The organism is Streptomyces platensis (assembly GCF_008704855.1).
In the GTDB taxonomy this organism is placed as follows: Bacteria; Actinomycetota; Actinomycetes; order Streptomycetales; family Streptomycetaceae; genus Streptomyces; species Streptomyces platensis.
In genome coordinates, this window is record NZ_CP023691.1 from 1408953 (window position 1) to 1435714 (window position 26762).

A 26762-nucleotide genomic window follows, 5' to 3' on the forward strand; every position below is an offset into this window, starting at 1 on the left:
CCCGGCTCCGCACGCCGCCCGGCGGCTCAGGCCGGCCAGGAGCCGGTGGCCAGGAACTCGTCAAGGGTGCGCGCGTAGGGCGTGATGTCCAGCCCCTGGGCGTCCAGCCAGGCGTCGGAGTAGTACTTGTCGAGGTAGCGGTCGCCGGGGTCGCACAGCAGGGTGACGACGGATCCCTTACGGCCGTCGGCGACCATCTCGGCGACGATCTTCAGGGCGCTCCACAGCCCGGTGCCGGTCGACCCGCCCGCCTTGCGGCCTATCGCGGTCTCCAGGGCGCGTACGGCCGCGATGCTGGCCGCGTCCGGGACCTTCATCATGCGGTCTATCGCACCGGGCACGAAGCTCGGTTCCATACGGGGCCGCCCGATGCCCTCGATACGGGAGGCGGTGGCACAGTCCGTCTTCGCGTCGCCGGTGCGCCAGCCGTCGAAGAAGCAAGAGTTCTCCGGGTCGGGGACGCAGATGCGGGTGTCGTACTGCATGTAGTGGACATAGCGGGCGATGGTCGCGGAGGTGCCGCCGGTACCCGCGGTGGCCACGATCCAGGCGGGCTCGGGATAGCGCTCCAGCCGCAGCTGCTGGTAGATCGACTCGGCGATGTTGTTGTTGCCGCGCCAGTCGGTGGCCCGTTCCGCGTAGGTGAACTGGTCCATGTAGTGGCCGCCGGATTCGGCGGCGAGCCGGGCGGAGACCTCGTAGACGGTCCGCGGGTCCTGCACCAGATGGCAGGTGCCGCCGTGGAACTCGATCAGGCGGGTCTTCTCGCGGCTGGTGGTGGCCGGCATCACCGCGATGAACGGCACCCCGATGAGGGAGGCGAAGTAGGCCTCGGAGACGGCCGTGGAGCCGCTGGAGGCCTCGATGACGGGCTTGCCGGGGCGGATCCAGCCATTGCACAGCCCGTAGAGGAACAGCGAGCGGGCCAGCCGGTGCTTGAGGCTGCCGGTGGGGTGCGTCGACTCGTCCTTGAGGTAGAGGTCGATGCCCCACCGCTCGGGCAGCGGGAAGCGCAGCAGGTGGGTGTCGGCGGTGCGGTTGGCATCCGCCTGGACCTTGCGCACGGCCTCTTTGAGCCAGCTTCGGTAGTCCGGATCCGTGCGGTCGACGTCGACGGTCGGTATCGGGGCTTCGGCCGCGGCCTCGTGGTCAGGCCGGCTCTGCGGCTGCTGTGCGGTGGTCACGGCGCGCTCCTCCGGGGGTTTCGAAGGCCCGTGGAAAACGGCGGGCCGCTACCGACTATAACCACCCGCCACACCCTTCTCACCTGCATAAACATCACTTTGAGATACCCCAAGGAGGCCAGGGGGCAGGGGTGTTGTGCGCACCGCACGCCGGTGCCACTGGTGCGCCGGGCGCGGTACCGGCAGACTTCCCCCAAGGGGCGGTGGAGGGCAGCTGCCCGTCTACCGAGGAGGTGCCGGCATGGCGGAGCCTGAGTTCAACGCGACCGGCGTACGGATCGAGCGGTGGCTGCGGTCCCTGACCCGCGCCGGCCAGGTCGTCATCAGCGATGGCAGGCTGGCGCTGCTGACCAGCTACGGAACCGAGATCGACAGCGCCCCGCTCCAGGCCGTACAGGCCCATAAACCGCTGTTCGCGGCGCGGGACCGGGCGCTTGCCACGCTCAACGGGCACCGCTATTCGCTCACGCTCGGCGCCCCGGAACTCTTCCTCAAGGCCCTGGAGGCGGCACGCCCGCCGCACCGCTGACGGCCTGCTCCGGCCGAGGAGGTGCGGTTGCGGGAGCGCTGCGGCCGACTGACCCTGGACTCGTATCACTGAGGGTTCACCAGCGGTGACGCTGTGGTGTAGTCGGCATCGCTGGATCCGATCTTCGCCCCTGCCCGGTACGAGGGGCGCCCGGCCTCATCAGGGAGTCGCGGTCGTGATCAGGCAGCCCAGCAGGCACTGCACGGTGGAGCTCCAAGCCGTTCCGGCTCGCATCGGACATGTGCGCAGAATCGTCTCCGCCCAGCTGCGGCACTGGCGTCTTGACGCCCTGATAGACCCTGCGGCCCTCGGGGTGACCGAACTCCTCGCCAATGTGCACCGGCACGCCCGTCCCAGCAAGCACTGCACCGTGGAACTGTGCGTTCTTCTTGATCAGTTGACGGTGTCGGTGCACGACGAGGACCCCCGGCTTCCCCGGATCCGGGTCCCCGAGAGCTGGGAGACCTGCGGCCGCGGGCTGGCGCTGATCGCGGCGCTCAGCGAGAGCTGGGGGGTGCGCCCGGACGGCAGCGGCAAGGTCGTGTGGTTCACCCTTCCGGCCCTGACCACGCCGCCCGAAGAGGCCCGTACGGTCTGCGGATACGGGGAGTCCGTGCCGTTGGGGGACGCCCGTACGGTGGCCGGGACACACCCCCGCATACGGGGCACCAGGGTCGGCTGACGGGCCGGCCCGGTCAGCGCCGCCGGGGCCGCCCCGCCTCGGCGGTCAGGCCGCGCCCCCCTTGGGGCCCGTGGCGAAGTGTTCCTCCAGGACGGAGAGCCGGCGCCAGTACTCCTCCTCGTCGATCTCGCCCGCGGCGAAGCGCCGGCCGAGGACGGCCAGGGGCGAGGGCGCATCGGCGCGCGCGGGGTACTGCGGGCCGCGGAACTGCCGTCCGGGCCCGCCGCGGCGCCATACGGTGCGGCGCAGCAGTGTCACCACGCCGACGATGACCAGCGCCCAGACGAAGGGGGCGAACAGGATCCAGGGGCCGGGGCCACCGCCGGACCAGGGGTCGGCGAGTCCGGACATCGCAATCAGCTCCTAGCTGGGTGGGGGAGGGGTCGGCCGGGGCCTTCGGCCCCGGGCGGACCGGGTGCTTCCGGTCTCCTTCGAGCCTCGCCCTTCGGGGGCCGCCGGTCGTCGTACGGCCAGCGGCTCCGTCCGTACGACGCGGGAAGTACACGGGGCACCGACGGCTGCTCCCCACCGCCCGCACGCCCCCCGCGCGCCCCTGTTCACCCCTCACCTCCCCTCCTTCCTTGATCACTGTAACTACTAGTATGTACAGTGCGCTGTATGAGCACTCAGGAACCGCTCCGCACACAGGAGCGACTCGTCCGGAGCACCCAGGAGCTGCTGTGGGAACGGGGCTATGTCGGTACCAGCCCCAAGGCGATCCTGGAGCGCGCGGGTGTCGGCCAGGGCAGCATGTACCACCACTTCTCGGGCAAGTCCGAGCTCGCCCTGGCGGCGATCCGGCGTACCGCGGAGGAGCTGAAGCAGGGCGCCGAATCGTGCCTGGGCGGTCCCGGTACGGCGTACGACCGCATCGCGGCGTATCTGCTGCGCGAGCGGCGGGTGCTGCGCGGCTGCCCGATCGGCCGGATGACGCAGGACCGCGATGTGGTGCGCAGTGCGGAGCTGCGGCAGCCGCTGGACGAGCTGTTCGGCTGGCTCCAGGGCCGGATCGCCGAGGTGCTCGCCGAAGGGCAGCGCCGGGGTGAGCTGGCCGCCGAACTGGACCCGGCGGCCGGGGCCGCGGCCGTCGCGGCCGTCGTCCAGGGCGGCTATGTCCTGGCCCGTGCGGCCGACGACCCCGCCCCCTTCGACGCCGCCGTGCAGGGCGTGCTGGCGCTGCTCGCCGCCCAGTGCACGCCCGGCACCCGCACCACCGGCTGAGCCCCCTTCCCCGCACCCGTACGGAGCCGTCATGCACGCCATGCAGTACGCGATCACCCTGCCCGCCGACTACGACATGCAGATCATCCGGGACCGCGTCCGGACCAGGGGTCACCTCCTGGACGACTTCGCCGGGCTCGGCCTGAAGGCGTACGGGATCCGGGAGCGCGGGGTCGACGACGCGCCGGTCAACCAGTACGCGCCGTTCTACCTCTGGGCCGACCCGGAGGCCATGAACCGCTTCCTCCTGGGGGACGGATTCCGCGGTGTGGTCCGCGACTTCGGACGGCCGGCCGTCCAGCACTGGCAGGGGCTCTTCCACCGCCCGGGCCCGGCCGCCGGTGCGCTCCCCCGCGCCTTCACCCGGCGCACCGTGACGCTCGCCGAGGACGCCGACTCCGCCACCGTCATCGCCCAAGCGATCGCCGGACACGAGGAGCTGGCCACGACGGAGGGGGTGCACACCACCGCGCTGGCCCTCGACCCGCGGCGCTGGGAACTGGTCCACTTCACCCTCTGGGCGGACAACGCCCCGCGGTCCGCGGGCGACCGCTACCAGGTGCTGCATCTGTCCGCCCCGGGCATCGGCCTGCTGGGCGAGGGACGGCAGTGGTGAACCGGGCCCCCGCGGACGAGCCCGTGGCCCCCGCCTCCCCCGCCATCCGTACCGTCCTCGGCGATATCGCGCCCGCCGACCTCGGCATCTGCGACGCCCACGACCATCTTTTCCTGCGCAGCCCGCAACTCCCGGGGCAGGAGTTGGACGACGCCGAGGCGGCGGCCGCCGAGCTGAGCGCCTTTCGCGCGGCCGGCGGCGCGGCGGTGATCCAGTGGACGCCGTACGGCATGGGCCGCCGCGCCGCTGAACTGCCGCGGCTGGCACGGGAGTCGGGCGTACGGATCGTCTCCGCCACCGGACTGCACCAGGCGGCGCACTACTCCCCCGAGCTGCTGACGCGGGTCGGTGCGGATCTGGCCGGGCTGTTCGTCAGCGAGCTGACCGAGGGGATCGGCGGCACCGGGCCCCGGGCCGGGATGATCAAGGTCGCCGGCGGCTTCCACGGGCTGGACCGGCACGCCCGGCAGACCATGACGGCCGCCGCCGAGGCGCAGCGGGCGACCGGCGCCGCCATCGGCGTCCACCTGGAGCTGGGCACCGGGGCGCTGGACGTACTCGACCTGCTCTGCGGCACGTTGGCGGTCCCGCCGGACCGGGTGATCCTCGGTCATCTCAACCGTTCGCCGGACCTCGTCGTGCACCGGGCGGCCGCCGGGGCCGGGGCGTACCTGGCCTTCGACGGCCCCTCGCGGGCCCATCACGCGACCGACTGGCGGCTGCCCGAGGCGGTGGCCGCGCTCGCCGACGCGGGCTTCGCCGACCGGATCCTGGTGGGCGGCGACACCACCACGGCCGGGGCCCGCTCGGTCAACGGCGGCCCGGGGATGCCGTATCTGCTGTGCCGCCACCGGGAGCGGCTGGTCCGCACCCTGGGTGCGGACCTGGTGACCCGGTTTCTGACGGCCAATCCGGCGCGCGCCTTCGCCGCCGACTGGGCTCGGGCGCCGCACCACAGCCGGTGAACGGGGCCGGTCGCCCGGGCAGCAGGCCCGGCCACTACAGGGTGACCGAGATCCCCACATGCGGCCGCTTGCCGCCGCGCACCAGCGCACCGACCACGTCCATCAGCCGGAACCGCAGCCCGTATTTGCGCGCCATCGCCTTGCGCACCCGGCCCAGCCCGGCCGCGCCCTCCAGGAGCCGGCCGGTGCCCTCGACGGTCCGGGCGCCCTCGGCGATCCGGCCGCGCACATCGCACGGGGTGACGGTCACCCGCGGGTCGTGCCGCAGCCGCTTCACCTTCCAGCTGTCGTCCCGCGTCCACACCAGGAGTTCCGCCCCTTCGGCCACCGCCCATACGGGGGTGGCCACCGGCGTCCCGTTCCGGCGGAAGGTGATCAAGCTGACGTACGGACTGCGCGCGACCGCTTCGGGAATCATGGCCGCAGCCTACGGACTCCGCCGCGTTCCGCTGCGCCCTGGTCCCCGGCCCTGCCGCCGGGCGTAGGCGGTGGCGAGCTCGACGCGGGAGGAGAGTCCCAGCCAGGCGAGGATGTGCGAGACATGGGTCTGTGTGGTGCGGCGGGAGACGAACATCCGTGCCGCGATCTCCGGGTTCGGCAGGCCCTGGGCGACGTACGAGGCCACCGTGAGCTGGGTCGCCGTCAGGGAGTCCCAGCCGGCGCCGGCCTGCGGCTCGCCGTGGTGGCCGCGGCGGAAAGCGCTCGGCGGCTTCGAGGAGCAGCTCGGGGCGGCCCGCCAGGAGCCCCCGGCAGCGGAGCGCGTCGGCGTGGTGGTGCGGTGCGCCGCTGGTCCGCGCGATGGCCTCGATCCGGTCCGTGGCCTGCCGCGCGCCGCTCGACCGGCGCACCGGCTTCCGCCAGCGCGCGGCCGGCCTCCTGGTGCACGGTGACCCGCACGGACCGGGGCTGGGCGTCGTGCAGCACCCGGCGGATCAGATCGTGCCGGAAGGCCAGTTGCTCACCGGCGCCGGTCAGCACACCGGCCTCGACGGCCTCCATGACCGGGGCCAGTACGTCGCCGGCGCCTCTGCCGAGCACCTTCGTCAGCAGGCTGACGGCGAAGCGGGAGCCGAGCACGGCGGCCACCCGCAACAGGTGGCGGGCGTCCTCGGACAGGAAGCTCAGCCGGTGTACCAGGGCGTCCGCCAGCGACGCCGGTGCCGTGAAGCCGCTGACCTCGGCGGCTCCGGCACGCACCGTGATGGCCGACTCCCGGTCGAGCGCGGTGATCAACTCGGTGACGTACAGGGGGTTTCCGGCCGCCTCGGCGACCCGCGCGGCCAGCGCCGTGCCGGGCGGGGCGCCAACGAGGTCCGTCACCAGCGCGGTGACGGCGGACGGCTCCAGGGGCCCCAGGGACAGCTCCGCGGGCCGGACGCCGTCGGAGCCGGCGCGGAGTCCGGCGAGCGCCGCGACCCGGGGCACGGTCCGGTAGGCGCCGATCAGCATCAGCGGCAGCTGGGCCATGACCCGCTGCAACCGGCGCAGTATCAGCAGGCTTGCCGCATCCGCCCAGTGAAGGCCGTCCAGCACCATCAGGACCGGTCCCGCCGCACACAGCTCGTCCACCAGGCCGAGGAACGCCTCGACGGTGGCGAAGTCCACCCCCAGGACGGTCCCGCCGGTGCTCCGGCCGCGCCCTGCCGGCCCTCACCGGACAGGACGTGGGCGACGCGCACCCGCCGGGGGTCGGCGGACGCCGCGTCCACGCCGAGGCAGCCCGAGACTGCCGAGAACGGCAGGCACCGCTCGTCTCCTCCGCCGATCCGGTGAGCACCTGCATGCCCAGCCGCCCGGCGTGCCGCGCGGCCTCGGTCACCAGGGCGGTCTTGCCGATGCCCGGTTCCCCGTGCACGAACAGCGCCTGCCCGTGGCCGGCGGCGGCGCGTTCCAGGAGCCGGGCGATCCCCTGTAGTTGTAGGCCCGTTGCGGCCGGCTACCGTGGGCGGCCGTAAAAGCGGCGTTCGCCGACGGCGGGCACCCGAGGATGTGCGCCGGCAACCGCCGCGGACCGGAAGAAATCGACGCGCCGCGTCCCGCTGTCGAGCGAGGGCGGCCGGGCGCGGCGGCCGGCGGTCACCCCCTCCGCCTGCTGACGGATGCGCCGCCCCGTGCCGGGGGCCGCCCCGGACTCCACCCACCCCCTACCGGTCGAGGACGACCAGCGGATCGTCCAGCACCGGCTGCCAGGCCAGTTCGGCCGCGCCGACCAGGCTGTTGTGGTCGAGGCTGCACGGCAGGATCGGCACCCCGCCGCTGCGGCCCCACAGGCTGCGGTCGGCGACCACCGCGCGCAGCCGTTCCGGGTCGGCCTCCAGCAGGGCGCGATGCAGTCCGCCGAGGACGATGCGGTCGGGGTTGAGGATGTTGACGAGGCCGGCGAGGCCCAGCCCGAGGCGGTCGATGAGGAGGTCCGCCGCGGCGCGCACGCCCGGATCGGCGTACTCGTCCCGCAGTAGATCGGCGGACTGCTGGAGCAGGGAGCCCTCGGGGCCCGGTGCGCGGCCCGCGGCGCCGAGGAAGGCGAGCGGGTCCGCCTCGACGTCCAGGCAGCCGCGGCTGCCGCAGTGGCAGGGCGCCCCCTCGGGGTGAACGGTCAGATGGCCGACCTCCAGCGCCAGGCCCGAACTGCCGCTGTGCAGACGGCCGTCGAGCACCAGCGCCCCGCCGACGCCCCGGTGCCCGGAGGCCACACAGAGCAGGTCACGGGCGCCCCGGCCGGCCCCGTGCCGGTGTTCGGCGAGCGCCATGAGGTTGACATCGTTGCCGCTGAAGCCGATCTCCTCGGTGACTCCCGGGATGCCGGCCTCGGCGAGCGAGCGCAGGAAGAGGGCGCGTACGGGGGCGCCCCGGGGCCAGGCGAGGTGCAGCGGGTTGAGGGCCTCGCCGTCCGGTTCGGCGACGGCGGAGGGCACCGCGAGACCGGCGCCGAGGCAGCGCCGTCCGGTCTCACGCAGCAGGTCGGCGCCGGCCGCGACGACGTCGGCGAGCACATGCGCCGGGTCGGCGGGGATGGCGCCGCAGCCGGTCGAGGTCGCCACGATGCGGCCGCCGAGGCCGACCAGCGCGACCCGGAACCCGTCCGCGTGGATCTGCGCGGCGAGCACGACCGGTCCGCGCTCGGCGACGAACAGCCGGTGGGAGGGCCGCCCTTGGGAGCCGGCCGAGGCGGTCGGCCGGGAGTCGACGGTGATCAGTCCGAGCGCTTCGAGCTCGGCGGCCACCGCTCCCGCGGTCGCGCGGGTCACGCCGAGTTCGGAGGTCAGGACGGCGCGGGTGGGCGCGCGGCCGGTGTGTACGAGCTCCAGTGCGGGTCCGAGGGCGCCGCGGCCCCGCTCCAGCCTGGTTGTCCGAGTCTGGGTCACACCCCTATTCTGACTTTGTGCCGACGCTAAACAAAATGCGGAGGGCCCTCACGGGGAACCAGGGCTCCGTCCCCACCGAGCCGCGCCTGACCCGCTCCCGTATCGCGCTCACCGCATTCTTCGCCATGGACGGCTTCCTCTTCGCCGGATGGGTCGTCCGGATCCCCGCGATCAAGGCGCAGACCGGCGCCGGAGCGGGCAGCCTCGGGCTCGCCCTGCTCGGCGTGTCGGCCGGCGCGGTCGCCTTCATGATGATCGCCGGACGACTGTGCCGGCGGTTCGGCAGCCCCCTGGTGACGGTCGCCGCCGCGGCCGCCCTTTCCCTGAGCATCGTGCTGCCGCCGCTCACCCGCTCCGCGACCGCGCTGGGACTCGTCCTGCTGGTCTTCGGCGCCGCGTACGGCGCGCTCAACGTCGCGATGAACAGCGCCGCAGTCGCACTCATCGGCGCCCTGCGGCGCCCCGTGATGCCGGGCTTCCACGCCGCCTTCAGCCTGGGCGGCATGCTCGGCGCGGGCCTCGGCGGACTGCTCGCGGGCGGGCTGTCCGCCACCGTCCATCTGCTGGTGCTCGCCGTGATCGGGCTGCTGGTGACGCTCGTCGCGGGGCGCGCGCTGTGCCGCAACCCGGTGCCGGAGGTTCCCGAGCAGTTGCCCGCGCCGGAGGACCGCCACCCGGGGAACAGCCGGGCGGGCCGGGCGCGCCGTCCGGTGCTCGTGTTCGGGCTGATCGCCCTGTGCACCGCGTACGGCGAGGGGGCGATGGCCGACTGGGGCGCGCTGCACCTCTCCCAGGACCTGGACGCCGGGCCCGGCACGGCCGCGGCAGGCTACGCGGTGTTCGCGCTGGCGATGACCGTGGGGCGGCTGTCCGGAACGGCGGTCGTGCAGCGCTTCGGCGCGGCCCGGGCGCTGATCGCGGGCGGCACGACGGCGACCGCGGGGATGCTCCTCGGCGCGCTCGCGCCCACGGCCTGGTGGGCCTGTGCGGGCTTCGCCGTCGCAGGCCTGGGCCTCGCCAACATCTTCCCCATCGCCCTGGCACGGGCCGGCGAGACCGGCGGTCCGGACGGCGTCGCCGTGGCCTCCACGGTCGGCTACGGCGGCATGCTGCTCGGCCCGCCCGCCATCGGCTTCCTCGCCGAGGCGGTCGGGCTGCCCGCCGCGCTGACCACGGTCGCCCTCCTCGCCGCGCTCGCGGCGGGTATCGCCTACGCCACCCGCCGGGCACACACCGGGCGAACGTGACGCACCGGGGCGACCTCGGGCGCCGTCCCCCGGCCCACCTCCCGCTGTGCCGTCAGCGTCCGGACCCGCGGGGGTTCGCTGTCAGTGCCGGCTGGCAGACTCGTGGGTATGGAGATCACTGAGTTCGTCGAAACGCTGCGACTGGACGGCGGCCTGCTCGCCGATGCCGCGCAGGAGGCGGGGCCGGATGCCCGGATTCCGGCCTGTCCCGACTGGCAGATGCGGGATCTGGTCACCCATGTCGGACAGGTGCACCGCTGGGCGACGGAGTTCGTGACACAGGGCGTGCAGCAGCCCAGCCGTCCCCCCGAGGCCCCGGATCTGGCCGATGACGAGCTCGTGCCCTGGCTCCGCGAGGGCCACCACCACCTCGTCCTGGCACTGCACTCCGCACGGCAGGACCTCTCCGCCTGGACGTTCCTGCCCGCCCCGTCCCCCCTGGCGTTCTGGGCCCGCCGGCAGGCGCACGAGACCTCGGTGCACCGCGCGGACGCCCAGCAGGCGATCGGCGCCTCCCTCACCCCGCTCCCGTCCGCCTTCGCCGCCGACGGCATCGATGAACTCCTGACGGGCTTTCACGCCCGCGACCGCAGCCGGGTCCGTACGGACACGCCCCGTACGCTGCGGCTGCGGGCCGTGAACTCCCCCGGCGCCGACTGGACCGTGCACCTCTCCGACGCCCCGCCGCAGACGGTGCGCACCACCCCCGACGCCGGCGCTCCGGACGCCGGAAAGCCGGCCGACTGCACGATCGAGGGCCCGGCCGAGGAGCTGTATCTCGCGCTGTGGAACCGCCTCCCGTGGGACGCGCTGACCATCACCGGCGACGAGACCCTGTCCCGGCTGTGGCAGGAGCGGGGCGGCGTCTGACGGATCGCGGAAGCGCTCCGGCCTGCGATGGACCGGAGGAGGCGGCGCTGGAAGACTGACGGTATGTCACCCAGCCGTCCGCAGGCCGAACGCGACGCGATCACTGTCGAGATGATGTTTGCCCTGGTCAGCGGCACTTTCCTGGGCGCCTCCGGTTTCGCGGTGCTGGCCGGTGCGGCGGTGTGGGGCCCGGTGCCGGGCGCATGGCGCGGGCCGTGGCTCGCGGTGAGCGGTGTCCTCGGCGGAGCGCTGTGCGGTGTCCGGGTGGTGCGGGTGCTACGGCGTCCGCCCGGTCGGCCGGGCCCCGGCCCGTCCCCCGGGGACGTCGTCTGGTTTCACCCCAGCCACCCGGGCCGCACCAGCCCCGACTCGTAGGCCAGCACGACCAGTTGGGCACGGTCGCGGGCGCCCAGTTTGACCATGGTGCGGCTGACATGTGTCTTGGCGGTGAGCGGGCTGACGACCAGCCGGCGGGCGATCTCCTCGTTGGACAGGCCGATGCCGACCAGCGCCATCACCTCGCGCTCCCGCTCGGTCAGTGCGGACAGCGCACCGGCCGCGGCCGGTTCCTTGGAGCGGGCCGCGAACTCGGCGATGAGGCGGCGGGTGACGCCGGGCGAGAGCAGGGCGTCACCGGCGACCACCGCGCGCACGGCCCGTAGCAGCTCCTCCGGTTCGGTGTCCTTGACCAGAAAGCCGGAGGCTCCGGAGCGGATCGCCTCGAAGACGTACTCGTCCAGCTCGAAGGTGGTCAGCATGACGACCTTCACCTCCCGCAACCGCGGGTCCTCGGTGATCCGGCGGGTGGCGACCAGGCCGTCCACCACCGGCATCCGGATGTCCATCAGGACGATGTCCGGGCGGTGTTCACGGACCGCGGCCAGCGCCTGCTGCCCGTCCGCGGCCTCGGCGACCACCTCGATATCGGGCTGGGCGTCCAGCAGCGCCTTGAAGCCGGCCCGCACCAGCAGCTGATCGTCGGCGAGCAGTACCCGGATCACGACTCCTCCTCGGGGACGGCAGGGGCCACCGTATCCGCCCCCGAACCCGGGTCCCGGGCCCCCGCACCGGTCAGCGGGATACGGGCCCGGACCCGGAAGCCGCCGTCCGGGCGCGGCCCCGCCTCGACGGTGCCGCCCAGCGCGGCGGCCCGCTCCCGCATCCCGATCAGTCCGTTGCCGCCACCCGGCTCGCCCGCGCCGGCGGTCGCCGGGCCGTCGTCGTCGACCCGGATCTCCAGCGCGCCGGGGGTGTGGCGGAGCAGCACCCGGGCCGTACGGGAGCCGGAGTGGCGGACGGTGTTGGTGAGCGCCTCCTGGACGATGCGGAACGCGGCGAGGTCGGTGCCGGGCGGCAGCGTGGCCGGAGTGCCCTCGGTGGTGACGTCCACGGTGAGCCCGGCGCTCCTGGCCTGCTCGGTGAGTTCGGGCAGCCGGTCCAGCCCGGGGGCCGGGGAGCGCGGCGCGTCGCCCGGCGTACGCAGGGTGTCGAGGACCTGACGGACCTCGCCGAGCGCTTCCTTGCTCGCGTCCTTGATGGTGGTCAGCGCGCTCCGCGCCTGCTCCGGGTCGCTGTCGAGCAGCGCCAGCCCCACGCCCGCCTGGACGTTGATGACGGAGATGCTGTGGGCCAGCACGTCATGCAGCTCGCGGGCGATCCGCAGCCGCTCCTCGTCCGCCCTGCGGCGTTCCGCGGCGGCCCGCTCGGCCTGGGCCTTCGCCAGCTGCTCCCGGCGCACCCGCACCAGCTCGGAGAGCGCCACCACGGCCACCACCCAGGCCGTGACCAGCAGTTCCTCGCCCCAGGGCGCGGGCCCGTCGTGCGGCGGCGGCAGCCACCGGTAGAGCCAGTGGGCGATCAGGACGTGGGCGGCCCACACCCCGCCCAGCGCCCACCAGGCGACCTTGCGGTGCCCCGCGACGACCGCCGCGAAGGCGCCGACGGCGAGGAGGAGGAAAACCGGTCCGTACGGAAAGCCGGCCGCCAGGTAGGCGACGGTGGCGGTGGCGGTGCCGATGGCGACGGTCCGCGGGAAGCGGTGCCGGAACAGCAGCAGGGCCCCGCCGAGGACCAGCAGCGCACGCCCGAGGGAGTCCAGCGGCACGCGGTCCGGCTGACCGTGGCCGGCGAAGCCGGAACCGACCGTCACCCCCAGCGTCACAACGAGGGTCGACAGCCAGGGCAGCCGGGTGCCGGACCGCCCGCGCGGTTCCCCGGGCGGCGTCGCCAGCCACCGTTCCCACGCCGGGCCGACGGAGCGCCGCGCCCACGGCGGCCTTGCGTTCTCCATGCCGTCACGCTAGTCCGCGACGGGGCCCGGCGGCGTCAGCCCGGCGCGGTGACCGGATGTACTCCTCCGGGAGTACGGGACGCCCACGTCTGGGAGTACGGGACGGCCGACGTCGAGACCCCGGACCGGGCGACCCGCGGCCCGGCGTGCCACGGCCGAACAGCCGGGCCCTGGCGCCAGGCGCCCGGCCGGCCCTCTCACCAGGCACCGGGCCGCCCCCGGCGCCCCGCCTCAGCCGCGGTCCATCGCCTCCAGCGCCCGCCGCGCCACCGAGTGCGTGCGGACGATCTCGGCCAGCGTCGTCGTCCCCCGGGTGATCTTCGCAAAGGCCTGCCAGGCCGGGCGGAAGCCCGTGACGGCGGCATGCATCAGACCGGGGCGGCGCGAGAAGACCTTGAGCATCTGGCGGCCCACGCCCATCTCCACCCCGAGGCCCGCCTTGATGGCGAAGGCGTAATTGAGGGCCTGGCGGCGGGCGTCCACCGCGTCATGCGCCTCGGCGACGCGCACCGCCCACTCCCCCGCGAGCCGCCCGGACCGCAGCGCGAACGAGATGCCCTCCCGCGTCCACGGCTCCAGCAGCCCGGCCGCGTCACCGCACACCAGCACCCGGCCGCGGGACAGCGGGGAGTCATCGGCGCGGCAGCGCGTCAGATGCCCGGACGAGATGCTCGGCTCGAAACCGGCCAGGCCCAGCCGCCCGATGAAGTCCTCCAGATAGCGCTTGGTCGCCGCGCCCTCGCCGCGCGCGGAGATGACCCCGACGGTGAGGGTGTCGCCCTTGGGGAAGACCCAGCCGTAGCTGCCGGGAATCGGCCCCCAGTCGATGAGCACCCGCCCCGCCCAGTCCTCGGCGACCGGCGGCGGCACCGGGATCTCCGCCTCCAGACCCAGATCGACCTGGTCGAGCTTGACCCCGACATGCGCTCCTATACGGCCCGCGCTGCCGTCCGCGCCGATCACCGAACGGGCCAGCACCACCTCACCGTCGCCGAGCACCACCGCGACGGTCCGCCGGTCGGGCACCTCGGCGCCGTGCTGCTCCACCCGGGAGACCGTGACGCCCGTACGGACCGTCGCGCCCGCGTCCTTGGCCGACTCGACCAGCCGGGCGTCGAACTCGGGGCGGTTGATCAGCCCGAACAGCATGTTCTTGGAGCGGCGGGTGCGGGCCAGCCGGCCGTTCAGCGAGAACGTCACCGCATGCACCCGGTCGCGCAGCGGCAGGTCGAAGCCCGGCGGGAGGGAGTCCCGGGAGGGTCCGATGATGCCGCCGCCGCAGGTCTTGTAGCGCGGGAGTTCCGCTTTCTCCAGGAGCAGGACGCGGCGTCCCGTACAGGCCGCGGCATGCGCGGCCGAGGCGCCCGCGGGCCCCGCGCCCACCACCACGACGTCCCACACCTGCTGATTGTCCTCCGCTGCCCGCTCGCTGCTCACCTGTACTTCTGCTCCCGTTCGATGCCTGGCTGCGTGTACCCGCATCCTACGGGCCGTTGTTGCGCAAGAGGCCTGTGGGAAGATCGGGTGACTGATGCCCGTACGTCCGGCCCGTCCGGCTCACGAGGTCCGGACGGCCCGTACGCACAACGTCGCGCCCACGAGGAGCGTTCCATGCCGCAAAGCCCGCTCGCACGTACCGTCGCCGCACTCCAGCCCCGCGCCAGGACCGAGCTGGCCGAGCTGGTGGCCTTCAAGTCGGTCGCGGATCCCGCCCAGTTCCCCAAGAGCGAGTGCGAGGCGGCCGCCAACTGGATCGCCGACACGCTGCGGGCCGACGGCTTCCAGGACGTGGCGCTGCTGGACACCCCGGACGGCACGCAGTCCGTCTACGGCTTCCTCCCCGGCCCGGCCGGAGCTCCCACGGTCCTGCTGTACGCCCACTACGACGTGCAGCCGCCGCTGGACGAGACCGCCTGGGTCTCCCCGCCCTTCGAGCTGACCGAGCGCGACGGCCGCTGGTACGGCCGCGGCGCCGCGGACTGCAAGGGCGGCCTGATCATGCATCTGACGGCGCTGCGCGCGCTCAAGGAGCACGGCGGCGTCCCGGTCAACGTCAAGGTGATCGTGGAGGGTTCGGAGGAACAGGGCACCGGCGGTCTGGAGCGGTACGCCGAGGCGCACCCGGACCTGCTCACCGCCGACGCCATCGTCATCGGCGACACCGGCAACTTCCGGGTCGGGCTGCCGACGGTGACCGCGACACTGCGCGGCATGACCCTGGTCCGCGTCCGGGTCGACACCCTGGAGGGCAATCTGCACTCCGGCCAGTTCGGCGGCGCGGCCCCCGACGCGCTGGCGGCACTCATCCGCATCCTGGACTCGCTGCGCGCCGACGACGGTTCGACGACGGTGACCGGCCTGGCCGCCGACGCCACCTGGGACGGCCTCCAGTACCCGGAGGAGGACTTCCGCAAGGACGCCAAGATCCTGGACGGCGTCGGGCTGCTCGGCGACGGCACGATCGCGGACCGCATCTGGGCCCGCCCGGCCGTCACCGTACTCGGCATCGACTGCCCCCCGGTGGTCGGCGCCACCCCGTCCGTACAGGCAGGCGCACGGGCACTGATCAGCCTGCGGGTACCGCCGGGCACGGACGCGGCCGAGGCGACCAAGCTGCTGGCCGCCCACCTGGAGACGGCCGCTCCCTGGGGAGCCCGGGTCGCAGTCGAACAGGTCGGCCAGGGCCAGGCATTCCGCGCCGACACCACCAGCCCCGCCTACACCTCCATGGCCGAGGCCCTCCAAGAGGCCTACGACGGCGCGGAGATGCAGACCTCCGGCATGGGCGGCTCCATCCCCCTGTGCAACACGCTGGCCGCGCTCTACCCCGCGGCGGAAATCCTCCTCATCGGCCTCAGCGAGCCGGAGGCCCAAATCCACGCGGTCAACGAGAGCGTGTCCCCCCAGGAACTGGAACGCCTGTCCCTTGCGGAGGCCCTCTTCCTGCGGCGATATGCGGACTGATCCCACGTGTTTGTCTTGCCCGCCGTGGTTGTTGCTCGCCGTTTGTGGCCCGCTTCGCGGTGCCCCCGCCGTTGCGCCTGCGGCGGGCGGGGTCCGCTGCGCGGGGCTGTGGGTGCGGTGACGGGCCTCCGGGGCCTGGTGTGTGGACTGCTTCGCTTTACGTCCACACACCAGGCCCCTCCGGCCCGTCCCCTCCCGTTGGGGGAGTGAGTGACGGTGGGTGGGGGCTGGCGTCGGAAGACGGACATCGCTGGGCGAAAGCGAAGGTCCGGCCGCTCTCTGTCAGCCTCTGAGGAGACAGAAGGGGTGGCCCGCCGGATCTGCGAAGATCCTCCAACCGCGGGTGTCGACGTGCAGCAGCGTGGCGCCGAAGCCCAGGACCTGTTCCTGGGCCTGGTCAAGGTCCGGGACATCGAGGTCCAGATGAAACTGCTGCGGGTACGTGCTGTCCGGCCACCGCGGCGCCCGGTGACCCTTCACGCGCTGGAACGCCAAGACCAGGCCAGAGCCCGTGTGAAGGGTCGAAAAGTCGTCACTGACCGCCCACCTGGAATCGGGCTGGTTGACCGCGCCGCCGAGGAGCGATTGGTAGAACCGGGCGAGTTCAAGGACATCCGGACAGTCCACGCACTGCAGCTTGCCGATCACCGGTGTTCCTCCAACATGCCGGGCCCCTGGCTCCGATGAGCCACGGCCCGACGCGTGGGAAGGCGCAACGTAGGACCGCCGAGCGCGTAGACCTTAGCCGCATCGTCCGTCACATCACGATCTACGGCTGGAGTCCTACATGAACCCCCACCAAGGTTTTCCCACCCTCCAACGGGAGGGGACGGGTCTGCGCGGGTGGGGGTTTCCGGACGTAAAGCGAAGCAGTCCGGAAACCCCCACCCGCGCAGGCCCGTCACCGCACCCGACAGCCCCGCGCAGCGGCAACGCCCGCCGCAGGCGCAACGGCGGGGAACCCGCAAACGTCGGCCGAGGCAAAGCGCAGCGGAACGGCGAGCGACAACCACGGCGGGCCAGCCGAAAACGTGGGAGGTCACCCCAGAGTCGCCCCCGCCTCCAGATAGAGCGGGCACCCCCGCTCCCTGGCGCGAAGCGCCCAGCGGAGGCGGTTCCACCGCACCGGTGGCAGCATCGTCTCGGCTTCGGACTCCGTCACGAAGCGCCAGTCGCGCAACTCCGCGCCGGGCAGCTGTAGCTTGCTGATGCGGTCGGGGGAGAGGGTGCCGCCGTCGTAAAGGAGGCGGAGGCCGCCGAAGGCGGGTGGGTGGGGGGCTTCCCAGTCGAGTACCAACAGGCGGAGGGCGCGGGGGAGTTCGATGCCGAGTTCCTCGGCCACCTCTCGTACGCCGGCCTGGGCGGGAGCCTCGCCGCGTTCCACGACGCCGCCGGGGAATTCCCAGCCGGCCTTGTAGGTGGGGTCGACGAGCAGGACCCGGTCCTGGTCGTCGAAGAGGAGGACGCCGGCGGCGAGGGTTTCGGCGGTCGGTTCGGGGGTCTGCACGATGTCGCAGGTGCCGGCGCCGGTGCGGACGGCCTCGGCGACCTGCTCGGCGGCCTGCCGGGGCGTGAGCCGGGTGGTGTCGACGACGTGGGCGTCGCCGCGCAGCCATGGCAGGGCGTCGGCGTACGGCGCGAGGTGTTCCAGGCTCCACCGGCGGATCGACTCCTGGGCTTCGGGGGCGTCCGGGGTCTCCTCGCGGTGGGCCATCCGCGCCCGCAGGATCGTTTCCTCGGCGTGCAGCAGGACATGTCGTACGGGTATCCGGCGGGCGGCGAGGGCGCCGAAGATCTCGTCGCGGTACTCCTGGCGCAGCAGCGTCATCGGCGTCACGAGCGGGCCGGGTACTTCGGTGAGCAGGGCGGCGGCGGTGTCCACGACCATCCGACGCCAGGCCGGCAGGTCCTGATAGTCGTCGATCTCCTCGAACCGCTTGGCGGGCAGCATCAACCGCAGTCCGCTGCCGAGGAGTTCGGGGTCATAGAGCGTGCTTCCGGGAAGCAGGTCGAGCAATTCTTGAGCCGTAGTGGTCTTGCCCGCACCGAACGTGCCGTTCAGCCAGACGATCACGGTTTCCCCTCTTCCCTAGACCCCAGGTGAGTTGCCCGCAACACCCTGCCACGGAAACGCTCGGGAACCAGGGGCCGCGCGCACGACCGGGAACGTTGCACATTCGACTATCGGCCCGGCCAGGGGACGTCGCTCACCCATGGTCGTGCCGATCGAGAAATGCCGCGTGCGGCGGATGCCGGTCACCGTATCCGCCGCCGCGAAGCCCCCGGCTAACAAGCGCTCCCCCGCCCCTCCTGTACCGAAACCCCCACCCGATAACGGGTTTTCGAACCGCCGCCGGCCTGCGGGGCGCCGCATATGACGGCGGCCCATCGTGGGGCCCGGCAGCCGGATCCGTACGGTTCCCCCTACCCCTTGCTCGCGCCGAGGGTCAGACCGGCGATGAAATGCCGCTGGAGGAGCAGGAAGACCAGGACCGTGGGCAGGGCGACGAGGACGGAGCCCGCGGCCAGCAGGTTGTAGTCCGTGAAGAATTCGCCGCGCAGGTTGTTGAGGGCCGAGGTGACCGGGAGTTTGTCGCCGTCGGAGAGGAAGACCAGGCCCCAGAGGAAATCGTTGTACATCCAGGTGAATTGCAGGGTGCCGAGGGCGGCGAGCGCGGGGCGGCACAGGGGAAGGGTGACCCGCCAGAACTGTGTCCAGACGCCGGCTCCGTCGACGATCGCGGCCTCCAGGATTTCCTGCGGCAGGGTGCGCATGAAATTGGCCAGGACGAAGACGCAGAAGCCGAGTTGGAAAGCGGTCTGGACGGCGATGACGGCCCAGAGGGAGTCGTACATCGTCAGGGAGTCGGACATCCAGTACGGCAGCGGAATCTTGTTGAACAGGACATAGAGCGGGGTGACGATCACCTGTTGGGGCAACAGATTCCCGGCGGTGAAGACCATCAGCAGGAGGATGCCGCCGCGCATCCGCAGCCGGGACACGGCGAAGGCCACGAACGAGGCCAGGAAGAGCGTGAGCAGCACGCCGGGGACGGCGATGAGCAGCGAGTTCAGAAAGTATTTGCTCATCCCGGAGTCGATGAAGGCCTGCCGGTAGTAATCGAAGGAGAGCCGGCGGGGGAAGGAGAAGTAGCCGTATTGCGCGGTTTCTTCGTAGGGGCGCAGCGAGGCATAGACGGCCAGCAGCAAGGGGGCGAGGAAGGCGAGGGAGACGGCGCCCAGGAAGAGGTGGATGCCGAATCGGCCGCGGCGGCGTGTCGGTGCCGGAGCCGTGGGTTCCGGCCGGAGGGTGGGCGGCGCGGTGGTGGCGGAGGCGGTCATCGTCGGCGCTCCCCTCGGAGTTCCTGGACGAGATAGGTCACGATGAATCCCAGGGAGACCAGCAGCAGGACGACGGCGAGCGCCGAGCCGAATCCGATGCGGCTCGCCTCGCCGATGATGTTGTCGGTGACGAGCACGGACAGCAGCTCCAGTCCGTTGCGGCCCTTGTTGACGGCGTAGACGATGTCGAAGGCCCGCAGCGATTCGATGACGGTGATGACGCCGACAATGACGTTCACCGGGCGCAGGGTGGGAAGGACGACCCGGAAGAATGTCTGGCGTGCACTGGCGCCGTCAAGAGCGGCGGCCTCTTTGAGGCCGGGGTCGACGGATTTCAGTCCGGCGAGATAGAGGATCATGACATAGCCGGTGTGCCGCCAGCCGGCGGCCAGCAGCACCATCCAGATATTGAGCCCGGGATTTCCCAGCCAGTCGGTGGGATTTTTGCTGCCGAGGACCGCGTTCAGTGCGCCCTGGTCCCGGGAGAGGATCAGCTGGGCGATAAAGCCGACGACGGCGAGCGAGAGCACCACCGGCATATAGAGCGTCGACTGGTAGAAACGGCTGAAGCGGACGCCGCGGTCGATGAGGACGGCGAGCAGCAGGCCGAAGGGGGCCGCGAGCAGCCCCAGGAAGGCCAGCCACAGCAGATTGTGGCGGACCGCCGGCCAGAACTGCGGATAGCCGGTGAAGAGGTGGTCGTAATTGTTGAGACCGGCCCACCGGATATCGCCGATACCGTCCCAGGTGGTGAAGGACAGTCCGACGGAGGCGAATGTCGGGCCCCAGATCAGGGCGAGGTCGAGCAGGATCGGCAGGCCCAGCAGCACGCCCAGGACGAGGCGGTCGCGGCGGGTGTACCGGCGCGGCCCCGGTCGCCGGGCGCGCCGTGCGCGGAGGTTCGGCACGGCGATTCGCTCCCCGTCTTTCACGGTGGCCATTCGGCGGGGTCTCACGTCGCGGAGAAGATCTGCTTCTTCTGGCGTTCGATGTCGTTCACCAGTCCGTCGATGTCATCCGGCTTGTTGAGGAACTGCTGGATCGCCTGAATCATCACGGTCGAGGCGAAATCGGGCCGGGTGTCGCGGTCCAGGAACTGCGATATCTGCCGGGCGCCCGAGACGAGTTGGACGGCCTTCTTCTGGAGCGGGGTGTAGGCGGCGGTGTCGGCGCCGCTGTTGACCGCGACGTTGTTGGGGTCGGACTTGAGGTAGCTGTCCTCCGCCTGAGGGGTGGCGAGGAACTTCAGCAGCTCTTTCGCCCCGTCCCTGTCCTTGGCCTTCTTCGACATCAGAAATCCGTCGATCGGCGCCTCGACCGCGTCCTGTCCGTGGGCCGGGTCGATCTCCGGGAAGGGGAAGAAGTCCAGGTCCTCCCGGTCGGCGGCGCTGAACTGCTGGCCGGGGTGCGGCAGTCCGAGCACCGTCATACCGGCCTTCTTCTGCGCGAGGGTCTGTGCGGCCTCCTGCCACGTACGGCCGTTGGCGCCCTGCTGGTGATAGGGCAACAGGCCGCGCCACAGGTCGAATACCTGCTTCACCTGCGGGCTGTTCCAGGATTTCTCGCCGCGCAGCAGCGCGATATGGAAGTCGTAGCCGTTGGCGCGCATATTGAGGTAGTCGAAGGTGCCCATGGCCGGCCAGCCGTCCTTGTCGCCGAAGGCGAACGGCACCAGACCGTCCTTCTGCATCTGCTGGGCGAGCGCCCGGTACTGGTCAAAGGTCTTGGGGATGTCGTATCCCCGCTCCCGGAAGACGCTCTTCCGGTGGAAGACGGCCCAGGGATAGTAGTAGTACGGCACCAGATACTGCTTGCCGTCCAGGCCCGTCGACTGCTTCTTCAGTGCCTCGGAGAATCCGTCGAAATCCCGCCACAGGTCGCTGATGTCGGAGAGCAGTCCCTTCTGTGCGAAGTACTGCATACGGTTGCCGGCGAACCACATGAAGACATCGTCCGGGGTGCCCTGGAGGTAGCGGTTGATGTTCTCCTGGAAGTTCTCGTGATTGACGGTATTGACCCGCACCGTCTTCTTGGACTTCTTCTCGTACGCCGTGAAGGCCGCGGCGAAGGCCTTCTTCGGTACGGGGTCCGAGGCGTTGGACCCCATCGTGACGCCGCCGGGGCCGCTGCTGCAGGCGGCGAGCACGGACGGGAGGGCCACCGCCCCCGCGCCGACCGCCGCGCCCCGCAGCAGTGTCCGGCGGGACATCGGACGTCCTGCCACTTCCCCATGTGCAGTCGAGCCGCTGAACGTTGACGGGACCATATCCCCCTCCTCAGGGGTGGAACCAAACAGAAACGAACGCGAGTGGTGGGATCTCACTCTGAACGGCACGGCGCGTCAAGGGTTTTGGCAGGCGGAGCAGGAACCGTTACCGCTCCTCTTCCAACAGACTCCAACAAGCCCTACCGTAAACACTCGCCAGTGACCGGTACATGCCCCCACCACACCTCTCGTGAAGACGGAGGACGCGAAGCATGCGCGTTCATATCGGCACCACCCACCGGCGAGGACGCCGAAGAATCGTCGGAGCGCTGTCCGCCGCGCTGCTGTGCACGGCAGGGGTGACCGCCCTGCCCGCCACCGCCCGGACACCCGACGCCCCGGCCCCCGGCGCCGCCCCCGCCGCCCGTACCGCCGGGGCCGCGCCGGCCCCCCGGCTTCCCGGCGGGCTCGCCAAGACGCCCCCGATGGGCTTCAACAACTGGAACTCCACCCACTGCCGGGCGGAGTTCAACGAGGAGATGGTCAAGGGCATCGCCGACCTCTTCGTCACCAAAGGCCTCAAGGACGCCGGCTACCGGTACGTCAATCTCGACGACTGCTGGGCGCTGCCCACCCGCGACGTGCACGGCAAGCTCGTACCGGATCCGCAGCGCTTCCCGCACGGCATCAAGGCGGTGGCCGACTACGTCCACGCCAAGGGCCTGAAATTCGGCATCTACACGAGCGCCGGCATCAAAACCTGCAACCCGGCCGGGTTCCCCGGCGGCCTGGGCCATGAGAAGTCCGACGCCCAGCAGTTCGCGGACTGGGGCGTGGACTACCTCAAGTACGACAACTGCAACAACATGGGAGTGGACGCCCAGCAGCGGTACCGCACCATGCGGGACGCCCTCAAGGCCACCGGGCGGCCCATCGTCTACAGCATCTGCGAATGGGGCGAGAACAAGCCCTGGGAGTGGGCGTCGGACGTAGGGCATCTGTGGCGCACGACCGGCGACATCAGTGACTCGTGGTCGAGCATGCTCGCCATCGCGAAGCAGAATCTGCCGCTCGCCGCGCACGCCGGGCCCGGGCACTGGAACGACCCGGACATGCTGGAGGTCGGCAACGGCGGAATGACGGACACCGAGTACCGCAGCCACTTCTCCCTGTGGTCGATGATGGCCGCCCCGCTGCTGATCGGGTCCGATCTGCGCAAGGCGACCCCGGAGACGTTCGAGATCCTGGCCAACAAGGACCTCATCGCCATCGACCAGGACACCCTGGGCAAGCAGGCCACCGTGCTGAAGTCCGAGGACGGCCGCTGGACGGTGGTCCGGCAACTGGCCAACGGGGACCGGGCGGTGGCGCTGTTCAACGAGACCGGCCGGCCGCAGCGGATCTCCACCACGGCCAAGGACATCGGTCTGCCGCAGGCCGGCGGCTACCGGCTGCGCGACCTGTGGCAGCACCGGGACACCCACACCACGGGCACCGTCTCCGCGACCGTCCCGGCGCACGGCACCACCGTCTACCGGGTCTCCGCCGACCCGCGCTGGGCCACCTACCCGCCGGCCGTCGAGACCGGCACCGACCGTACGCCGCTGGTCGAGGCCGGCACCGCCGCGGGACTCAGCTCCACCGTCCGCAACCTGGGCGGCACCCCCGCCAAGCGCCTCACGGTGACGCTCAAGGCCCCGCGGGGCTGGCGGGTCCAGGCCACCTCGCCCGCGTCGGCCCGCGCCCTGCCCGGCGGCCGTACCCTCCGCACCAGCTGGCGGATCACCGCACCGGCCGGCACCGCGCCCGGTGCCTACGCCCTGCCGCTGACCGCCGACTACCGCTCACCGCGCGGCGAGCGCAGCACCGCCACCCTGCCCGGCACGGCCCATGTCGTGGTGCCCCCGCCGTCCGGGACCGCGGACGCCGCCGCACTGCCCTGGCTCACCGCCGCCAACGGCTGGGGCCCGGTGGAGAAGAACACCAGCGTCGGGGAAGACGGGGCCGGGGACGGCCGGCCGCTCAGCATCGGCGGCACCGGCTTCGCGAAGGGCCTCGGGGTACACGCCGCCAGCGAGGTGAGCTTCTACACGGGCGGGCGGTGCTCCGTGTTCAGCGCCCGGGCCGGAATCGACGACGAGGCGGGCGACCGTGGCTCGGTGGACTTCGAGGTGTGGGCCGACGGCAAGCGGGTCGCCCGGATCGCCGGGGTGACCGGCGCGGATTCCGCCCGGGCCATCAGCGCCCCGGTCTCCGGTGCACAGACCGTCCGGCTGCTCGTGACCGACGGCGGGGACGGTATCGACTACGACCACGCCGACTGGGCGGACGCCACGTTCAGCTGCTGAGCGGCACATGCTGCCGGGCGGGCCCCCTGGGTCCGCCCGGCACCCGGACCGCGTCCCGGGCTGTCAGCAGATGGGCAGCCCGGGACCGGTGGTCGTTCTCCCCGCCCTTGAGATGGACGACGCTGCACCAAGGGGCGCGCGGGGGCCCGTGGTGACGTCAGGGCGTGGGGACGAAGGCATCGAGGCGGGACTGTTGTGCGGCGGCCGCGGCGCCCACCACCCCGGCGTCCGTGCCCATTTGGGCGGGTACGACCGTCAGGCCCGACACGAACGACAGCGTCGCGTAGTCCCGCAGAGCCGCGCGCAGCGGGCGGAAGAGGACCTCCCCCGCGCCCGCGACCCCGCCGCCGATGACCGCGATATCGATCTCGACGAGCGTGGCGGTGGCGGCGATCCCGGCGGCCAGCGCCCGGGCCGCTCGCTCGAAAGAGCGCAGGGCGACCGGGTCACCGGCGTGTGCGGCGGCGGCGACGCCGGCCGCGCTGGTGTCACCGTCGGGGCCCGGCTGCCAGCCGTGGGCCAGCGCCCGGCGGGCGATGTTGGGGCCGCTGGCGATCCGCTCGACACAGCCGCGGGACCCGCACGGGCAGGGGTCCCCGTCGACATCGACGCTGATGTGGCCGATGTGGCCGGCGTTTCCCGTGGGCCCCGGGTGCAGCCGGCCGTTGAGGACCAGCCCGCCGCCGACCCCGGTGGACACCACCATGCAGAGGGCGTTGGCGTGGCCCCGTGCGGCGCCCTGCCAGTGCTCGGCCGCGGTCATCGCGACGCCGTCACCGACCAGGACGACGGGACGCTCCCCGACGAGCGCCCGCACTCCGGCGACGAGCGGGAAGTCGCGCCAGCCGGGGATGTTGACCGGGCTGACGGTGCCGGTGGCGGCGTCCACCGGGCCCGCGCTGCCGATTCCGACGGCCGCCACCCGGACCCAGTCCGGCGCCGCCGCCAGCTCGCCGAGCACCTCGGCCACCGCGCGCATCACCGTCGCCCCGTCCTTGTCGGCGGGGGTGGGCCGGGCGGCCCGTACGAGCAGTCTGCCGCGGGGGTCCACCAGAGCGCCGGCGATCTTGGTGCCGCCGATGTCCAAGGCTGCGCTGAGGTCCGTCTGCATCGGTGTGGAATCTCCTGGTGGGGCCCGGGGGCCGAGCGTACCGGCCCGGCGTGAGAACGCCAGTCTTCCCGCCATTGACAACGTTGTCTAGGGGCTATGCTCGACGCCACACGCCGATGCCGACAGAATCAGGACCGCACACCGTGAGCGACACCGCGCGGGGCACGTCCCGCCGCTATGGCACCCGGCCCACGATGAAGGATGTCGCAGCGCGCGCGGGGGTCGGCCTCAAGACGGTCTCCCGTGTGGTCAACGGCGAGCCAGGGGTCACCCCGGACACCGAACGCCGCGTCCAGGAGGCCATCACGGCCCTCGGATTCCGCCGTAACGACTCCGCCCGGATTCTGCGCAAAGGACGCACCGCCAGCATCGGCCTGGTGCTGGAGGATCTCGCCGACCCCTTCTACGGACCGCTCAACCGCGCCGTCGAGGAAGTCGCCCGCAGCCACGGTGCCCTGCTGATCAACGGCTCCAGCGCCGAGGACCCGGCCCGCGAACAGGAGTTGGTGCTCGCCCTGTGTGCCCGGCGGGTGGACGGCCTGGTCATCATCCCGGCCGCGGACGACCACCGGTATCTGGCACCGGAGATCGCGGCCGGCATAGCCACCGTCTTCGTCGACCGCCCGGCCGGCCGCATCGACGCCGATGTCGTTCTCTCCGACAGCTTCGGCGGCGCCCAGGACGCGGTGGCCCATCTCATCGCGCACGGCCACCGCCGGATCGGTTTCATCGGCGACCAGCCCCGGATCCACACCGCCCATGAGCGGCTGCGCGGCTACCGTACGGCAATGGCCGCCGCCGGCCTGCCCGTTGACGAGTCCTGGGTCTCCCTCGGCCCGACCGCGCCGGAGCGGGTGCGGTCCGCCGCCACCACCATGCTGGCCGGCCCGCAGCCGGTGACCGCACTGTTCGCGGGCAACAACCGCGTCACCGTCACGGCGGTGCGGGTGCTCGCCGGCCACCCGCGCCCGGTCGCCCTCGTGGGCTTCGACGACTTCGAGCTCGCCGATCTGGTCAGCCCCGCCATCACCGTCGTCGCCCAGGACGCCGCACGACTCGGCCGTACGGCGGCGCAGCTGCTCTTCCGCCGGCTCGACGGCGCCGATGACGCCCCCCGCCGGAGGGAGATACCCACCCGGCTGATCCCCCGCGGCTCGGGCGAGATCCCGCCTGCGGAGAGCTGACCTGCAGGCCGGACACGCCGGGACCGCCGGACACCCCTGAGACCGCCGCGCACCCAGGACCCGCCGCAGGCGCAGGACCCGCCGCGGCCCCGGCGTCACCGGTCGTCGCGCCGAGCGGGCCCGGCGCGGCCGGCCTTCTTCCAGATGAGCCTCATGCCCAGCGCCAGCACGAGCAGCGCGACGAGCACGAGGGCGACCTTGATCGCCTGATCGACCAGCAGATGGTGGAGCAGGCCGCCGCCGTCGCCCCGGGCGAGGGCGTGGAGCGGCTCGTCGCCCGTCATCGGCCCGCACCCCGCCCCTGCTTCCCGCGCCCGTCGTCGTCCAGGTGACGGGCGGCGGCCCGGAGCGCCGCACCGGCCGGCGATCCGCCGCTCCGGGAGGGACCGCGGCCCCGCGCGGCGCCCCGGGCGTCCAGGCGGCGGCCCACGGCCCGCGCGGCGGGTGCCGCGTACCGGCGCACCTCGCCCAGCTTCCCCCGGCGCCGGAGCACCACCGCCACCGCGAAGACCAGCAGCGCCAGCACCACCAAACCGCCGACGAGCAGGCCGAATCGAAGGAGAAGAAGGTTCAGGACCTGTTCCATGATCACCTCTCGCATTTTTGTATCACGGGTGTGATAGAAAACAATTTATCAC

Annotated in this window: 28 protein-coding genes and 1 pseudogene; 11 read left to right on the forward strand and 18 right to left on the reverse strand. The window is 72.3% G+C overall.

All coding sequences use genetic code 11. The features are described from left to right. Positions 1 to 26 precede the first annotated feature (26 nt). On the reverse strand, positions 27 to 1184 hold the full coding sequence (locus CP981_RS05865) for a PLP-dependent cysteine synthase family protein (protein WP_208852901.1): 1158 nt from the start codon (positions 1182 to 1184) through the stop codon (positions 27 to 29). A 241-nt stretch (positions 1185 to 1425) separates the two neighbouring features. On the opposite strand from CP981_RS05865, the gene CP981_RS05870 reads away from it, so the two are divergent. Beyond that, positions 1426 to 1713 (forward strand): hypothetical protein, encoded by a 288-nt coding sequence (locus tag CP981_RS05870; RefSeq protein WP_085928591.1) that lies wholly within the window; start codon positions 1426 to 1428, stop codon positions 1711 to 1713. Between the two features lie 175 nt (positions 1714 to 1888). Continuing rightward, entirely contained in the window at positions 1889 to 2395 is a 507-nt protein-coding gene (locus tag CP981_RS05875) for an ATP-binding protein (RefSeq protein ID WP_085928590.1), read from the forward strand. A 45-nt stretch (positions 2396 to 2440) separates the two neighbouring features. Here CP981_RS05875 and CP981_RS05880 read toward each other — a convergent pair whose 3' ends face one another. Next, the gene (locus tag CP981_RS05880; protein WP_085928589.1) at positions 2441 to 2746 is read right to left on the reverse strand and encodes an SHOCT domain-containing protein; all 306 of its coding nucleotides are present in this window, start codon (positions 2744 to 2746) and stop codon (positions 2441 to 2443) included. Between the two features lie 267 nt (positions 2747 to 3013). Between CP981_RS05880 and CP981_RS05885 the strand changes: the two genes are divergently transcribed. The 3 genes from CP981_RS05885 to CP981_RS05895 are packed head-to-tail and all read left to right on the forward strand — an operon-like array spanning position 3014 to position 5197. After that, positions 3014 to 3616, forward strand: a complete 603-nt coding sequence (locus tag CP981_RS05885; RefSeq protein ID WP_085928588.1) for a TetR/AcrR family transcriptional regulator — start codon at positions 3014 to 3016, stop codon at positions 3614 to 3616. Positions 3617 to 3647: 31 nt separating this feature from the next. Next, positions 3648 to 4232 carry a DUF4865 family protein gene (locus CP981_RS05890; protein WP_085928587.1) on the forward strand — a complete coding sequence of 195 codons (585 nt, stop codon included), beginning with the start codon at positions 3648 to 3650 and terminating at the stop codon, positions 4230 to 4232. Further along, positions 4229 to 5197, forward strand: coding sequence for a phosphotriesterase family protein (locus CP981_RS05895; protein WP_085928586.1), 969 nt, complete (start codon positions 4229 to 4231; stop codon positions 5195 to 5197). The genes CP981_RS05890 and CP981_RS05895 overlap by 4 nt, the downstream gene beginning before the upstream one ends. 34 nt (positions 5198 to 5231) lie before the next feature. Here CP981_RS05895 and CP981_RS05900 read toward each other — a convergent pair whose 3' ends face one another. The 5 genes and pseudogenes from CP981_RS05900 to CP981_RS05920 form a co-directional block, all read right to left on the reverse strand. Continuing rightward, a complete protein-coding gene (locus CP981_RS05900; protein ID WP_085928585.1) occupies positions 5232 to 5615 on the reverse strand; it encodes a PPOX class F420-dependent oxidoreductase in 384 nt (127 codons plus the stop codon). Between the two features lie 9 nt (positions 5616 to 5624). Beyond that, a complete protein-coding gene (locus CP981_RS05905) occupies positions 5625 to 5822 on the reverse strand; it encodes a response regulator transcription factor (RefSeq protein ID WP_158092713.1) in 198 nt (65 codons plus the stop codon). Positions 5823 to 5839: 17 nt separating this feature from the next. Then, on the reverse strand, positions 5840 to 6802 hold the full coding sequence (locus CP981_RS05910) for an ATP-binding protein (protein WP_107429616.1): 963 nt from the start codon (positions 6800 to 6802) through the stop codon (positions 5840 to 5842). Between the two features lie 157 nt (positions 6803 to 6959). Further along, positions 6960 to 7103, reverse strand: a pseudogene (locus CP981_RS39480) (ATP-binding protein); the annotation flags it as partial. Positions 7104 to 7341: 238 nt separating this feature from the next. Beyond that, entirely contained in the window at positions 7342 to 8562 is a 1221-nt protein-coding gene (locus CP981_RS05920) for an ROK family protein (RefSeq protein ID WP_085928583.1), read from the reverse strand. A 17-nt stretch (positions 8563 to 8579) separates the two neighbouring features. On the opposite strand from CP981_RS05920, the gene CP981_RS05925 reads away from it, so the two are divergent. The 3 genes from CP981_RS05925 (at position 8580) to CP981_RS05935 (ending at position 11054) form a co-directional block, all read left to right on the forward strand. Beyond that, a complete protein-coding gene (locus CP981_RS05925; protein WP_085928582.1) occupies positions 8580 to 9809 on the forward strand; it encodes an MFS transporter in 1230 nt (409 codons plus the stop codon). A 108-nt stretch (positions 9810 to 9917) separates the two neighbouring features. After that, the gene (locus CP981_RS05930) at positions 9918 to 10679 is read left to right on the forward strand and encodes a maleylpyruvate isomerase family mycothiol-dependent enzyme (protein ID WP_085928581.1); all 762 of its coding nucleotides are present in this window, start codon (positions 9918 to 9920) and stop codon (positions 10677 to 10679) included. Positions 10680 to 10742: 63 nt separating this feature from the next. After that, on the forward strand, positions 10743 to 11054 hold the full coding sequence (locus CP981_RS05935) for a DUF6332 family protein (protein WP_085928580.1): 312 nt from the start codon (positions 10743 to 10745) through the stop codon (positions 11052 to 11054). Here CP981_RS05935 and CP981_RS05940 read toward each other — a convergent pair. The 3 genes from CP981_RS05940 to CP981_RS05950 all read right to left on the reverse strand — a co-directional run bounded on the left by CP981_RS05940 (position 11015) and on the right by CP981_RS05950 (position 14406). After that, entirely contained in the window at positions 11015 to 11680 is a 666-nt protein-coding gene (locus CP981_RS05940; RefSeq protein WP_085928579.1) for a response regulator, read from the reverse strand. The genes CP981_RS05935 and CP981_RS05940 overlap by 40 nt on opposite strands. Beyond that, entirely contained in the window at positions 11677 to 12969 is a 1293-nt protein-coding gene (locus tag CP981_RS05945) for a sensor histidine kinase (RefSeq protein ID WP_244329571.1), read from the reverse strand. The genes CP981_RS05940 and CP981_RS05945 overlap by 4 nt, the downstream gene beginning before the upstream one ends. Positions 12970 to 13200: 231 nt before the next feature. Then, positions 13201 to 14406, reverse strand: a complete 1206-nt coding sequence (locus CP981_RS05950; protein WP_085928578.1) for a geranylgeranyl reductase family protein — start codon at positions 14404 to 14406, stop codon at positions 13201 to 13203. A gap of 174 nt (positions 14407 to 14580) precedes the next feature. Between CP981_RS05950 and CP981_RS05955 the strand changes: the two genes are divergently transcribed. Further along, positions 14581 to 15933, forward strand: coding sequence for a dipeptidase (locus tag CP981_RS05955; protein WP_085928577.1), 1353 nt, complete (start codon positions 14581 to 14583; stop codon positions 15931 to 15933). 282 nt (positions 15934 to 16215) lie between these two features. Here CP981_RS05955 and CP981_RS05960 read toward each other — a convergent pair whose 3' ends face one another. The 5 genes from CP981_RS05960 to CP981_RS05980 form a co-directional block, all read right to left on the reverse strand. Beyond that, positions 16216 to 16581 (reverse strand): VOC family protein, encoded by a 366-nt coding sequence (locus tag CP981_RS05960; protein ID WP_150522313.1) that lies wholly within the window; start codon positions 16579 to 16581, stop codon positions 16216 to 16218. Between the two features lie 391 nt (positions 16582 to 16972). Then, positions 16973 to 18007, reverse strand: a complete 1035-nt coding sequence (locus CP981_RS05965) for an NUDIX hydrolase (protein ID WP_085927309.1) — start codon at positions 18005 to 18007, stop codon at positions 16973 to 16975. 350 nt (positions 18008 to 18357) lie between these two features. Next, positions 18358 to 19275 carry a carbohydrate ABC transporter permease gene (locus CP981_RS05970; protein ID WP_085927310.1) on the reverse strand — a complete coding sequence of 306 codons (918 nt, stop codon included), beginning with the start codon at positions 19273 to 19275 and terminating at the stop codon, positions 18358 to 18360. Continuing rightward, positions 19272 to 20183: a carbohydrate ABC transporter permease gene (locus tag CP981_RS05975; protein ID WP_085927350.1), complete on the reverse strand. Its 912-nt coding sequence runs from the start codon at positions 20181 to 20183 to the stop codon at positions 19272 to 19274. Before CP981_RS05975 ends, CP981_RS05970 begins: the two co-directional genes overlap by 4 nt. Positions 20184 to 20227: 44 nt before the next feature. Beyond that, positions 20228 to 21484, reverse strand: coding sequence for an ABC transporter substrate-binding protein (locus tag CP981_RS05980; RefSeq protein ID WP_085927311.1), 1257 nt, complete (start codon positions 21482 to 21484; stop codon positions 20228 to 20230). Positions 21485 to 21753: 269 nt separating this feature from the next. Here CP981_RS05980 and CP981_RS05985 point away from each other — a divergent pair, with 269 nt between their 5' ends. Continuing rightward, positions 21754 to 23829 carry an NPCBM/NEW2 domain-containing protein gene (locus CP981_RS05985; protein WP_244329572.1) on the forward strand — a complete coding sequence of 692 codons (2076 nt, stop codon included), beginning with the start codon at positions 21754 to 21756 and terminating at the stop codon, positions 23827 to 23829. Positions 23830 to 23986: 157 nt separating this feature from the next. On the opposite strand, the gene CP981_RS05990 is transcribed toward CP981_RS05985, so the two are convergent. Beyond that, positions 23987 to 24940, reverse strand: coding sequence for an ROK family protein (locus CP981_RS05990; protein ID WP_085927312.1), 954 nt, complete (start codon positions 24938 to 24940; stop codon positions 23987 to 23989). A 143-nt stretch (positions 24941 to 25083) separates the two neighbouring features. Here CP981_RS05990 and CP981_RS05995 point away from each other — a divergent pair, with 143 nt between their 5' ends. After that, on the forward strand, positions 25084 to 26124 hold the full coding sequence (locus CP981_RS05995) for a LacI family DNA-binding transcriptional regulator (protein ID WP_085927313.1): 1041 nt from the start codon (positions 25084 to 25086) through the stop codon (positions 26122 to 26124). A gap of 95 nt (positions 26125 to 26219) precedes the next feature. On the opposite strand, the gene CP981_RS06000 is transcribed toward CP981_RS05995, so the two are convergent. Together CP981_RS06000 and CP981_RS38105 are read right to left on the reverse strand one after the other, a co-directional pair. Next, positions 26220 to 26408: a hypothetical protein gene (locus tag CP981_RS06000; protein ID WP_085927314.1), complete on the reverse strand. Its 189-nt coding sequence runs from the start codon at positions 26406 to 26408 to the stop codon at positions 26220 to 26222. Next, the gene (locus CP981_RS38105; RefSeq protein WP_208852902.1) at positions 26405 to 26716 is read right to left on the reverse strand and encodes a hypothetical protein; all 312 of its coding nucleotides are present in this window, start codon (positions 26714 to 26716) and stop codon (positions 26405 to 26407) included. The genes CP981_RS06000 and CP981_RS38105 overlap by 4 nt, the downstream gene beginning before the upstream one ends. Between the last annotated feature and the right edge of the window lie 46 nt (positions 26717 to 26762).

Coding starts and splice junctions, on each gene's coding strand:
- CP981_RS05870 (WP_085928591.1), top strand. CDS start 1,426: ATGGCGGAGCCTGAGTTCAACGCGACCGGCGTACGGATCGAGCGGTGG.
- CP981_RS05880 (WP_085928589.1), bottom strand. CDS start 2,746: ATGTCCGGACTCGCCGACCCCTGGTCCGGCGGTGGCCCCGGCCCCTGG.
- CP981_RS05885 (WP_085928588.1), top strand. CDS start 3,014: ATGAGCACTCAGGAACCGCTCCGCACACAGGAGCGACTCGTCCGGAGC.
- CP981_RS05890 (WP_085928587.1), top strand. CDS start 3,648: ATGCACGCCATGCAGTACGCGATCACCCTGCCCGCCGACTACGACATG.
- CP981_RS05900 (WP_085928585.1), bottom strand. CDS start 5,615: ATGATTCCCGAAGCGGTCGCGCGCAGTCCGTACGTCAGCTTGATCACC.
- CP981_RS05930 (WP_085928581.1), top strand. CDS start 9,918: ATGGAGATCACTGAGTTCGTCGAAACGCTGCGACTGGACGGCGGCCTG.
- CP981_RS05935 (WP_085928580.1), top strand. CDS start 10,743: ATGTCACCCAGCCGTCCGCAGGCCGAACGCGACGCGATCACTGTCGAG.
- CP981_RS05945 (WP_244329571.1), bottom strand. CDS start 12,969: ATGGAGAACGCAAGGCCGCCGTGGGCGCGGCGCTCCGTCGGCCCGGCG.
- CP981_RS05955 (WP_085928577.1), top strand. CDS start 14,581: ATGCCGCAAAGCCCGCTCGCACGTACCGTCGCCGCACTCCAGCCCCGC.
- CP981_RS05970 (WP_085927310.1), bottom strand. CDS start 19,275: ATGACCGCCTCCGCCACCACCGCGCCGCCCACCCTCCGGCCGGAACCC.
- CP981_RS05980 (WP_085927311.1), bottom strand. CDS start 21,484: ATGTCCCGCCGGACACTGCTGCGGGGCGCGGCGGTCGGCGCGGGGGCG.
- CP981_RS05985 (WP_244329572.1), top strand. CDS start 21,754: ATGCGCGTTCATATCGGCACCACCCACCGGCGAGGACGCCGAAGAATC.
- CP981_RS05990 (WP_085927312.1), bottom strand. CDS start 24,940: ATGCAGACGGACCTCAGCGCAGCCTTGGACATCGGCGGCACCAAGATC.
- CP981_RS06000 (WP_085927314.1), bottom strand. CDS start 26,408: ATGACGGGCGACGAGCCGCTCCACGCCCTCGCCCGGGGCGACGGCGGC.